6 protein-coding genes are annotated in these 12252 nt (G+C 47.9%); 3 read left to right on the forward strand and 3 right to left on the reverse strand.

Features of this window, described 5'->3' with window-relative positions; all coding sequences use genetic code 11:
* Positions 1-285: 285 nt before the first annotated feature.
* The gene (locus tag CBR65_RS10710) at positions 286-1773 is read left to right on the forward strand and encodes a family 43 glycosylhydrolase (protein WP_087466840.1); all 1488 of its coding nucleotides are present in this window, start codon (positions 286-288) and stop codon (positions 1771-1773) included.
* Positions 1774-1887: 114 nt separating this feature from the next.
* Here CBR65_RS10710 and CBR65_RS10715 read toward each other — a convergent pair whose 3' ends face one another.
* The gene (locus CBR65_RS10715; RefSeq protein WP_087466841.1) at positions 1888-3234 is read right to left on the reverse strand and encodes a serine hydrolase; all 1347 of its coding nucleotides are present in this window, start codon (positions 3232-3234) and stop codon (positions 1888-1890) included.
* 174 nt (positions 3235-3408) lie between these two features.
* A complete protein-coding gene (locus CBR65_RS10720) occupies positions 3409-6783 on the reverse strand; it encodes a LamG-like jellyroll fold domain-containing protein (protein WP_087466842.1) in 3375 nt (1124 codons plus the stop codon).
* Between the two features lie 321 nt (positions 6784-7104).
* Between CBR65_RS10720 and CBR65_RS10725 the strand changes: the two genes are divergently transcribed.
* Positions 7105-9876, forward strand: a complete 2772-nt coding sequence (locus CBR65_RS10725; RefSeq protein WP_087466843.1) for a TonB-dependent receptor — start codon at positions 7105-7107, stop codon at positions 9874-9876.
* A gap of 112 nt (positions 9877-9988) precedes the next feature.
* Complete coding sequence (locus CBR65_RS10730) at positions 9989-11620, forward strand: sodium:solute symporter (protein ID WP_087466844.1); 1632 nt, start codon at positions 9989-9991, stop codon at positions 11618-11620.
* A gap of 274 nt (positions 11621-11894) precedes the next feature.
* On the opposite strand, the gene CBR65_RS10735 is transcribed toward CBR65_RS10730, so the two are convergent.
* Positions 11895-12191 carry a hypothetical protein gene (locus tag CBR65_RS10735; RefSeq protein WP_157672037.1) on the reverse strand — a complete coding sequence of 99 codons (297 nt, stop codon included), beginning with the start codon at positions 12189-12191 and terminating at the stop codon, positions 11895-11897.
* Between the last annotated feature and the right edge of the window lie 61 nt (positions 12192-12252).

Raw genomic sequence — 12252 nt, forward strand, 5'->3', positions numbered from 1 at the left:
TGAAAATTCGTTTTCTTACTGCAACACTGCATGAGGCAAGAGTCACATTGCAGTTTTATTTATCACGAGAAGATCCACGTGATCTTTATAATCAACAATCTTTCAACATAACAATAATAGTAACTATTTTATCCAACTCCACACCCTGACACGGCACCTGCTCTTCCATAAATAAAATGCTGGGACGCATAACGTTATCGGCATCCACACCGTGCTCTTCGCAACATCTATTAACGCGAATGCAGTGGGCATTGAATAATAATTTTTCAACAAGGAGATCTGACAATGACAATTAAACATTTGTCAGCGTATTTAATAGCTGCTTTTCTATCGCTGTTTTTAATCCAGTCTGTGTCCGCCATTCAACTGTCCGGCACTACCGATATCCATGACCCATCAACCATTGTCCGAGATGGCGACCGATTCTGGACTTTCGGTACCGGCGGTGGCGCCAATAATTTTCCGATCAACGCGCTCTACTCTTACGACTTGATTAATTGGCAGCGAGGCCCTTCACCTATTCCACGCAATACTTATCCGAATTGGATCAACAGCAAAGTGCCGGGCTTTGACGGTAATTTCTGGGCGCCGGATCTGATCGAAATGAATGGCAGATTTTATTTGTATTATTCCGCCTTCAGTGCAACGTCAGGAATGCGTTCGGCGATTGGCGTGATGGTAACGGACTCACTCAATAATCCGAACTGGCGCGATCTCGGTATGATTGTGTCCACGATAGATGAACCTCGCTCATCAGCGAATGAACCTGTCAATGCAATCGACGCAGGCGTTTTTCGCGATGCAAACAACAACGTCTGGATAGTATACGGGTCGCACTATGCCGGCCTCTACATGGTTCAGATTAACCCTGCCACCGGGTTGCGTTTGAATAACACGCGTCACGGTGTTGTAGGGAACAACGGACGATGGAGCGAGTTTGAAGCAGCGCAAGTGCAATACATCAATGGTTACTACTATATGTTCGTCAACCTCGGCGAGTGTTGCGCAGGCAATCAAAGTACGTATTACATTGTTGTTGGCCGCTCAACCAGCCCTACCGGCCCTTACCTGGATAAAAACGGCCGTAGCCTGTGGGATTACGGTGGCAGCGAAGTGTTATCTACCAGCGGAAATTATATTGGCCCAGGTCATTTCGGTTATTTAAATAATAACGGCCAGCATCTCGCTTCCATTCATTACTACGATGGCACAACCGCCACTGGCTGGCCGGGTCGGCTGGATTTACTGCAAATCAATATGTCCAATGGCTGGCCGACTTTCACACGTAATTTCACGTTGAACCCAATTGGTCAACCCAATAACAACACAGCACCCATTGCGAATGGCACCTATCGCATAACGCCGGTTCACAGCAACAAGGCGTTGGACGTTGCCAATTGCGCATCCAGTGACGGCAGCAACGTGCAACAGTGGTCATGGCTGAATAATGATTGTCAGAAATGGCAAGTCACCAATGTTGGTAATGGTTACTACCGCATCTCTCCCGTCGTCGCACCCACCAAAGCGCTTGATGTGGATGGCATTTCTACCGCCGATGGCGCCAATATTATGCTGTGGGAATACTGGGGGGGAGAAGGTCAGCAGTTTCGTTTTCAAAGCGCCGGTAGCGGAAAATGGCGGATCATCGCGCGACACAGCAATAAATGCCTTGATGTATCGGGCGTGTCACAAAACGATGGCGCGAACATCAATCAATGGAGCTGTATCAGCAATTCCACAAACCAACAATTTCAAATGACACGAGTTCAGTAATAAAAGCTCAAGCATCGCCTGCAAATATTGCAGGCGATGCGCGACACGATACGTCGCAGTCCCGAAGGATAAGTTAGGTTTTTCCAAAACCAGTGTCGTAGAACGATGTATCTTTTATGGACCCACTTTGTCTATCGCTTGATACACTTTACGCAAAAATACCGGATAAAGCGCATCGCGTTCATACATATTCAGATAAAACAAAACGATCAAATCATTCTCCGGGTCGATGATGTATTCGGTCCCGAATAACCCGCCCCAGGCATAAGCTGAATTGGACACTTCAGGTATCGGACTTTTCTTCTCGTTGTATAACTCAAACCCAAGCCCGAACTGAAAACCTTCACCGCCGGTATTTTTTTCCGGCAACCGGTTGATGGTCGTCATCAATTCAACCGTTTCCGGTTTCAGAATTCGTTTGCCGTTAAACGTGCCTTTATTGAGCATCATCTGGCAAAATTTTGCGTAGTCAGCGATGGGGCCATTCAGACCTATCGCGCCCTCCGCATAGGTTTGTTGTGGACTCACGGCGCCCTCGCTGTACATATTGGATGCAGCGATTAATTTGCCGTCTTTCGCGCTATACGCTTTTACAAAACGGCCCAACGCATCCGGCTCGTAATACCAGTCGGTATCCTTCATACCCAGCGGCAAAAGCACATTATCTTTCACGTACTGACGTAGCGGCCGCCCGGAAATTCTTTCAATGAGATAGCCGAGCATATTGGTGCTGACGTGATAGTTCCACTCACTACCCGGATCAAAACCCAGCGGGTATTTCACCAGCGCCAGCATCTCTTCTTCCAGATATTTCGCATTCAGATCACCACCACCGGTATGTTGGCCGTGCGGAACAACGTCTGGTATGGGTCCACCAAAAAAACCGGAGGGACGATCATCGCGTTTCAACTCAGCGCGGCGAATATCTCCCGCTAATCCAGCACCAAGACCGGATGAATGTGACATCAGATGAGCAAAAGTCATCGGTGTCGTTACGGGACGTGTTTCATAGCTTCCGTCATCATTGATCCTGGTGACTACCTCATCCGGAATCTCTGGAAAATATTTCGCCACTGGATCATCAATCGCCACCAGGCCTTTATCCACGAGCGTCATAAACGCCACCGTTACTATTGCCTTGGTTTGGGAAAAGAGCACATAGTAATCATCAACAGAAGCGGGAATTTTATTGTCAATGTCTTTCCAACCGAAGGCATCGTAATACATCACCTTGCCGTCCTTCGCCGCGAAAGCGGCAATGCTGCTGGCTTTTTTATCGTCGACAAAGGATTGCAGTAGAGCATCTATGTCCGCGATGGCCTGCGGTGTTGTGCCGATTTCCTGGGGAGTGGCGTGGTAGTCAAATTGTTGCGGGGATTCAATTTTTTGATGTTGGGTATTACAACCCCACAAGACTATTGCGAGACAATAAGCGCTACCAAGCATGACAAATTTTTTCATAGTTGATTTTCCTTATGATCGGGCTAGTGAATAATATGCGTTGTATTCTAGTGTTCGTCTTGGCATTAGCACAACACGCAGTACGTTGTCCTCTTGACTGTTCAGCAAACACACAAATAAAAAAGGCGCTCAACCAGGAGCGCCTTTTTCTTTACTACCTACTGTTTACACCGATTACGGTGCCGCATTTTGCGCAGCAACAATGCCTACATCGTCTGCGGTTAATACATCATCGTAAAATCGCAGGTCGTCCATCAAGCCAGTGAAGGGAACATCCCAGAAGTTCACGCCAATGGCAAAGTGGCTATCACCTGCACCGGCAAATACTGCCGGGAATCCCGTGAGCGTATTGGTGAGGACACCGTCGATATAGGTTTTCAAGGTGCCGTTATCAACCGTCATCACCAAGTGCTTCCAGGTAGCGACCGGAGCTTGCGCACCAAAGGTACCATCAAAGAAGGGGGTACTGCCGGACCACAGCATTGTGTGTTGCGCCGAGCCAGGACCACGAGGAACCAGGCTGATCCAATTTTCAGTATCTATCCAGCCGAAAAGTGCCGGCGTAAATTGGTTACCTGCCGTGACGTTCAGCCATAAGGAAATACTATAGGAGTCATCATTGATCAGGTTATCCGGCAGCAATACGCCAGACGTTCCATCCAATACCAGGGCTTTTCCGGTGACACCTTCTGCATTGGCAACACCATCGGCGTAGCTGATTTCACCGCCGGCCACGTTTACCAGATTGCCCACAACAGTTCCCGGGCCGACAAGGTTATCTTGCTCGTCAAGGTTTTCCTCAAACGCAAAGACAGCCACTGGAGCCGGTGGCGCTTTGGATTTAACAACCGCATTGAATTCCTTGGTGGTTGATATGCCGCCGTAAGTAATTGTCGCAATTAACGTTACCTCTGCATCAGGAGAGGTGGCGCTTGGCTGGGTAATATTTCCAACATTGTCCATCGCATCCTGATTCAGTGACTGCCAACTAATCGCCGTGGTGTAAGGACCAGCAATGGGCAAGTCGATGTCTTCCTTTAACTCCGAAATATTTCCAAGCGTCAACGCCGCTTTTGCTAACTCCAACACTTGCTCAGGCGTTCTGTCGCCCGGTTCAAGCACAGTGGCATCTTCGGGATTCAACACGGTGTTATAGATTTTCAAATCGTCGATCAGACCGTTAAACGGAATATCCCAATAGTTCACGCCTAACGCGAAGGTACCAATATTATTCGAGAAAAGATCTCCGAAACCTGTACCGGTAAATTTGCGCTCGCCATTGATATAAACCGCAACATCGCCGTTATCCACGGAGAAGAGCAAGTTAGACCATTCATTCGCTGGAATCAGTTCACCGGTCAGACCGTCGAACCAGTCCGGCTCACGTGCCCATAGCATGGTGTTACCGTCCCAACCTTGAGGCAAGAAGCTCACCCATTGTTCTGTATCCACTGCACCGAAGAAAGCGGTGGTAAATGCAGTCAGGGCTGTAGGTTTAATCCAGAATGAAACGGCGTATTCATAATTGGAAATCAAACCGGGCGGTAACAAAACACCGTTAGTGCCATTCAAGCTAACCGCTTGGCCATTCCAGCCTTCTGCATAAGCAACAGCACCGGTGTTATTGATGCGATCACCGGTCGCCGTACCTGCTTCAAAATTTCCGTTAGTCTCTTCGAGGTTGCCTTCAAAGGTGAACAATGCCAATGCAGGGATCGGCCTTATGGCGACCACATTGATGTCGAAGGTTTTGGTTTGCGTTTGGCCGTTCAAGGTGATGGTGGCTGTCATGGTGACTTGTTGATCACCCGCCGTAGCACTCGGACGGTTTACTTTTGCAAAGCCAGTCAACTCACCCGTCTTTTTATCGCGTTTGGGATTAATGATGGACTGATTACTGCTATCCCACGTGATGGTGGCTGCATTCGTACCACGCAATGGCAAAGTGAGACTGGGGTCGCTCAGATTTTCTGGCAATACCAGTGCATCAGCGATTGCATCAAGCGCTTCTGCAGTAGAGCGTTTCGGAAGCTGTGAGCCCCATACAGAAGCGCCTGCTGTAGACACCGCAGAAAAGGTGGGCACCAGACGGCGAGCAGCCTCATCCCATTGCCAGGCCATTATGCCTTCATAGGTTTTACCCGCTATCACCAAGGTAATACGCTCTGGATTGTTATCCGACAGACGGTAAGTGCCATTCGCTTCGCCAGTGATCGTGCGGTCATCATTCAAGCGAATGTAGATAGAATCATGCCCAACAGTATTAGAGTCGGTTTCATGATTGATAAAACGGTAGTCGCCGATAAGATCTTCTGCATCAACAACGTTATCACCGCTGATCGGAGCGTAGCGTTGTGGTGATGCAACTAACCAGCCGTCAGCATTAACCCACATCTCATGCACGCGCACAGAATGTTGTTCACCGCGATCAGGAAAACGTGTGTGCGTTACCAACAGATGTTTTTTTAATGTCTCGTCATAAATGGCGGAGTTGTGGCCCGGTGCCAGATAACCCCAGCTATCGCCCGCATCACCCACGTTAGAAACAAAGTTAAAGCCACCCATCAGCTTGACGCCGTATTTGCTTAAGGTCGCCAGGTTGTCACGCGCGAGCACCATATTGTTGCCGGCAGCATCCAGATAGGGGCCATCCGGATTGCGCGAGCGAGAGACACGAATGTTGTATCCACCTGCCGCATCAAAGCCGGCAATAGAATTGAACATGTAGTAATAATCGGACTCGGGATTGTAGGAAATCCAGGTTCCTTCGATGGGCGCAAAACCGCCGCCAGCTAAATGTTTACCGTAACCCTGATCATCTTTTGGCTTACCGGTTGCCTCATCCATCTCCAGGATAAAGATCCCACCGAAATAAGAGCCGTAAACCATCCAGAGATTGCCATTCTTGTCATAGAAGACGTCGGGATCAATTGCGTTAGGCATAACGGCACCGTCGTATGCCGCAATACCTTCGGGTGCATAGCCCTGTTCAATTTCTTCGGCGCTCATGCCAGAGCGCAGAAAAACGCCCTGATCAACGTAAGGCCCGTTGACGTCATCCGACACGGCTACGCCGAGATAAGAACGTGGCGCATTGCAAATATTTTCTTCGGAAAGATTATTCGCGCAATGGTTGTAATAGAAATAATACTTACCGTCTTTGCGTTGAATAACATCAGCCGCCCAAGACCCAACATGGCCGCCCACCCATTCAATACCTTCCGAAATCTCTGAAGAATACGTTTCAAATAACGGGTTGAGATCATCCACACCATCTGCGACACGTTCCCACGTCATCAGGTCAGTGGATTTGGCAGCTGCCAGGTGTGAACCAAACACATAGTAGGTACCGTCGTCTGCACGAATAATCGATGGGTCGTGCACAGCCATGTCGTTATAGGCAATGACACTGGCATCGGCGGTGGGATCAGGGTGGGTGGTATTTTCGGGGACAACATCATCGGGTAAATCTTCTTTATCCCCGGAACCGCCACATCCAGCCATGGCGAGCATTGCGCTCAGAGCGAGCGTTATAGGTCTCAGCTTCATCTTGGGTAAACCCTCTTATCTGTTGTTATAACTTATTGTGAAATCGAGCTTTTTCTCCGCCAGCGGCATCCTTGGTAGCTATTATTAAACAGACGCCGGTATAGGAACGGTGAGAAAATAGACATGTTTTGTAATATAATACTATTCTCAAAGTACGGCTTGAGCAAGTCTAATCACCTAATAGTTCACATTTTTCGCCTGTTGACTCTTTAATAATCATACAATAGTATGATTATAGAGCGAGGTTATACAATAAGTCCTCCTTGCCCCCTCAAGCGCTGCCGCAAGAGGCGAATAACTCTAATAACGGGAGATACCCCCATGTTTAAGCGTTCTGTATTAAGCAGCTCCATCGCTATTGCCATTGCATTCTCATACCAACCCCTTCTTGCGCAGGAAACAGGCGCAGAACAGGACGATGCCATCGAAGAAATCGTTGTGTCGGGGATTCGCGGAAGTTTGACCAAGGCATTGGATATCAAGCGACAAAAAATTCAGATTACCGATTCTATCGTTGCCGAAGATATTGGTAAATTTCCTGATAACAACGTCGTAGAAGCTTTGCAGCGTGTTACAGGTGTGCAAGTAACAGCACGCGGTGCAGGCGAAGTGAATACGGTAACCATTCGCGGGCTTACAGATGTATCAACAACTGTAAATGGTCGAGAAATTTTTACTTCTACTGGAAGGTCTGTCGCACTGGCAGATATTCCAGCAAGCCTTATCAATCGCGTTGATGTTTATAAAACGCGTTCGGCAAGCCAGGTCGAAGGAGGCATCGCCGGACAAATCGATATCACTACGAATCGTCCGTTTGACTTTGATGATTCAAAATTTGTCTTTGCTGTCCGCGGTATCTACCAAAGTAATTCGGAAGAAATTGATCCGAATGTCAGCATGCTATTAAGCGACAGATGGGAAACAGGAGCCGGTGATTTCGGCGCGTTAATAAATGTTTCCTACGCTGAAACCAATTACCGCGACCAGAATATATGGATCGGCTCTCTCGACCCTTATCGCACGGACGACTTTACCCGCATCGATAGCAACAACAATGCTGTATACACTCCAGGTACTATCGAAGGATTACCTTCAGCGCCAGGCTCCACACTGAATGTAGGCGGAGTCGACACCGAATATTACTTGTTGCGAGATGCAATGGGCTTTACTGATTTCACAGGAAATCGTGAGCGCCCAGCTGCCAATATTTCTCTACAATGGGCCCCCAATGAGTCTTCAGAATATCTATTCGAAGCTTTCTATAACGGCTACCGCAATCAATCATTTAATTCACTCGCATTTATTAACACTAATGGTACCAGTCACTTCAGAAACCCTGAGCTGTACGATGGCACTAATGTTATCAAGAAGAATTACGTCAACAATGCCAGTATGTTCACCAGCGGTGATGGCTCCACTGGCGAAACCGATAGCTTCGTATATGCCCTCGGCGGCAAGTGGGACTTAACCGATAAACTATCTCTGGAATCCGAGATCGTTTACCAAACCAGCGAATACGAGTATTCGTTCCTGGCGATGCGAACAAATTCAGTACGCGATCGGTTGGTTATTGATTTCAATGAAGACGATGGCCTGCCACTGGTTGCATTCCTGGACGATGAAAATACGCCAAATGTGGATGAGAGCTCCCTGGCAAATCCAGAAGAATGGAGTATGGGTACCGTTTATGATAACGGTGGTAAAGATCGTGGTGAAGCGACCACCTGGACTTTTGATGGTGATTACGAAACCGATTGGAGTTTTATCGAACGATTGAGTTTTGGGGTACGTTATGACTTACGCGGAGCTGAAGCAAATTTTCGTGATCAGAGTGGTGAGTGCAATCAAAACGTTAGCGCTTGCTTACTCACAGACAATCCTGGTTTGGTTAACTTAAGCGAGCCTGGCTTTTTCGATGATCAAGCTTACGTACCGAGTCAGTGGCTCGCAGCAGATGGCAACTATATGATCGCCAATGCTGATGAAATTCGCCGGCTTTATGGCCTGCAGCAAGGTGGCTCGGAATTCTTGCCGGCCGATGCTTTCTCGATTGATGAAACTAACGCAACTGTTTATTTACAAGCAGACTACGGTGTAGATATTGGCTCACAGCGCCTTGATGGACAAATTGGAGTCCGTGTTATCCAATTAGATACCGACATGGACTTTATGGAAGTAGATGATGAAGGCAACTGGAATCCAATAAATTCTGAAGCCAGCGAAACAACCGTACTTCCGAACATTGTTATCCGCTATTCGTTTACCGATGACTTAATGGCTCGCTTTACTTATGGAGAGACTATCCGCCGCCCCGGCTATGGTGATTTAAATCCGGCAACCACTTACCAAAAATCATCTACTGGCCTTGAATACGGTACTGCAAGCAGCGGCAATCCGGCTCTGAAGCCTGCCGAATCGATTAATTACGATTTGTCTCTTGAGTGGTATTTTGCTGAGTCAAGTTCACTTTACGGTGTGTTATTCCGCCGTGACGTGACAGGTTTTATCGTCGGATCAGTTACCAATATTACCGTGGCTGACCCGGAAGAGCCGGATGGTACCTATGACTATCGTTTATCACAGCCCGCCAATTCCGCCGATGGGAAACTTGAAGGCATCGAGTTAGGCTTGGTGTACTTCCCACAGAATGTCCCTGCCTGGCTCGATGGTTTCGGCGTTCAAGCAAGTTATACTTGGCTGGACGGTGAAAATTATGATCCCGTGTTTGAAGATGGTGTTCTGGTTGATAAAGTTACCAATCCGTTGATAGGAGTTTCGGATACTTCATATAGCGTAGTACTCGCTTATGATAAGCAAGACTTTGATATGCGCTTGTCTTACGTTTACCGCGATGAATTCCTTACCGGTTACAACACTTGTTGCTCAATGCCGAGTGGTACATACTCCAAGCCAGAAGCCAGCATGGATTTCCAGCTTAGCTATGATGTCACTGACAATATTGTCGTTACATTTGATGCAACCAATCTGACTGGAGAGATTTATCAAGGTTACTATACTGATGACCACCTCTATAACAATGGTGCCTCTTTATTCAGTCGCACTTTTGCATTGGGATTACGCTATTCTATGTAGACATTGAAACACACTAAAGTATCTATGTTATTGCTAAAAGCCAAAGGTCGCGTCGAGCGGCCTTTGGCTTTTAGCGTTCTCATTATAAAAAATAAATAACTAAGGAGACCCCATGATCCAATTCAGCCCCCTGGACTGGTACGTCCTCACCGGTTTTTTCATCCTCCTCCTCGGTATCGTCATCTGGTCTCTGCGACAAAAGGAAGAGAACACCACCGATTATTTTCTTGCCGGGCGAAATGCCGGTTGGCTGGTGATCGGTTCATCGATCTTCGCCTCCAATATCGGTTCTGAACATTTGGTTGGTTTATCCGGTGCGGGCATGCAGTCAGGCATGGCGATGGCACATTGGGAATTGCAGTCGTGGATTATTATCTTACTCGGCTGGATTTTTGCGCCGTTTTACTGGAGCAGCAAAATATACACAATGCCGGAATTTCTGGAGCGACGCTATTCCACAAGCTCGCGCACGTTTTTGTCGATAATTTCATTAATCAGCTATGTGTTAACCAAGGTGTCCGTCACCGTGTATGCCGGTGGTGTGGTGCTAAAAACTGTGCTGGGTATCGACAGCATGTTCGGCATTGATTTTTTCTGGGTCGCTGCGTTGGGATTAGTATTAGTCACAGGCATTTACACCGTGCTCGGCGGTATGAAAGCTATCCTGTGGACATCGGTCATTCAAACCCCGGTATTAATTCTGGGTTCGCTGGTGATTCTGTATGTCGGCCTCGACATGGTGGGCGGTATGGCAGAACTGGAGCGAATCAATGGTGAACAGATGCATTTGATTCGCCCGGCGAGCGATCCGAATTTTCCCTGGCCCGGCGTGATCTTCGGTTCCATTATTATTGGCTTCTGGTATTGGTGTACCGATCAATACATCGTGCAGCGGGTGCTATCGGCCAAAGGTATTCAGGCCGCGCGACGCGGGACCATATTTGCAGGTTATTTAAAATTGTTGCCGGTGTTTATCTTTTTGTTTCCCGGCATGATCGCGTTTGCGTTGAACGCGCAGGGAAAAATTCAGGTTGATAGCGCCGATCAGGCATTCGCGGTGCTGGTAACTGAATTATTACCGGCGGGTATTAAAGGCATTGTCATCGCCGGATTGCTTGCGGCGCTGATGAGCTCTCTTGCATCGCTGTTTAATTCCTCAGCGACTTTATTCACCATCGACTTCTACAAAAAATATAAACCCGCCGCCAGCGAAGCAAAATTGTTGCAGGTGGGCCGCATTGCCACCCTTGTTGTCGTGGTGCTCGGTATTGTGTGGATACCCGTGATGCAAATGGTGTCCGGTGTTCTCTATGAATATTTGCAGCTGGTGCAGGCGTTGATTGCGCCGGGCATTGCGGCGGTATTTTTGCTGGGCGTGTTTTCCAAACGCATTACGCCCACTGCGGGTTTTGTCGGGTTGGTGGCCGGGTTTGTGCTTGGCATGGCGCGGCTGGTTTTAACGATATTTAAGGATCAACTCAGTCCCGATGGACTGCTCCACAGTCTGGTGGCGATGAACTGGTTGTATTACTGCTCCGCCCTGTTTATCGTGATTGTGGCGATTGTGATACTTACCAGTATGTTCACGACACGTGCCAGCGATGAACAATTGGCAGGGCTCACCTACTCGTCCATTAGCGCAGAACAACGCGCAGACATTCGGGCTGGCATCGACAAGTGGGACATTATCCACACCGTCATCATCCTCGGTATTACCGCCGCTATCTATATCCGTTTCTGGTAAATAAAAAAGCTCGCGCAGGTAAACCCTGAGCGAGCTGTAAGTGGTATCAGGTAGATAATGCGTACCTCGTATACCGACGATAAAACGGAGGCTCATGAACGGCATCGTTCATTTGTATTATTATATAGCAATTAATGCGTATTACCAGTAATTTCTATGGGCGAGAAAAAACAAAGCACCACCGGGGCCGGCAGTGCTTTGGGGGATATGAAAATGCAGTGTTATTTTATGGCGTCTGGCTGGCGTAATCGCAGCCACGCGGTATCAGCATAACTTAGCCATTACTTCTGGCTTTAAACGCGCGAACGACAACGTTGAAGTCTTCCGCAAATTGTTTCAGGTTATCCAGTTCTTGCTTTTCCTCTCCACGAGAGAGTCTGGCGCAAGCTAAATAATCTTCATACGCTTTTACGTAGGCTTTCACTTCATTGTTGGCTTTCACCATTTGCGCGGTAACCACGGTTTCCGCATTGGGAATTTCCGGCTTGGCAGCAGGTTTGTCGCATGCCAGCGTAGGAAGTGCGAATAAAAATGCATAGCAGACTGAAATAAGAAGTAATGTTTTCTTCATGACGGTTAATCTCATAATGGTCAATTGACTGCGTTATGACAAGGGTTGGACACTGAATCGC

Origin of the sequence: Cellvibrio sp. PSBB006 (genome assembly GCF_002162135.1) — a bacterium.
In the GTDB taxonomy this organism is placed as follows: domain Bacteria; phylum Pseudomonadota; class Gammaproteobacteria; order Pseudomonadales; family Cellvibrionaceae; genus Cellvibrio.

What these genes read in the sequence shown, in the direction of transcription:
- CBR65_RS10710 (WP_087466840.1), top strand. Translation starts at nt 286, where the DNA reads ATGACAATTAAACATTTGTCAGCGTATTTAATAGCTGCTTTTCTATCG.
- CBR65_RS10715 (WP_087466841.1), bottom strand. Translation starts at nt 3,234, where the DNA reads ATGAAAAAATTTGTCATGCTTGGTAGCGCTTATTGTCTCGCAATAGTC.
- CBR65_RS10720 (WP_087466842.1), bottom strand. Translation starts at nt 6,783, where the DNA reads ATGAAGCTGAGACCTATAACGCTCGCTCTGAGCGCAATGCTCGCCATG.
- CBR65_RS10725 (WP_087466843.1), top strand. Translation starts at nt 7,105, where the DNA reads ATGTTTAAGCGTTCTGTATTAAGCAGCTCCATCGCTATTGCCATTGCA.
- CBR65_RS10730 (WP_087466844.1), top strand. Translation starts at nt 9,989, where the DNA reads ATGATCCAATTCAGCCCCCTGGACTGGTACGTCCTCACCGGTTTTTTC.
- CBR65_RS10735 (WP_157672037.1), bottom strand. Translation starts at nt 12,191, where the DNA reads ATGAAGAAAACATTACTTCTTATTTCAGTCTGCTATGCATTTTTATTC.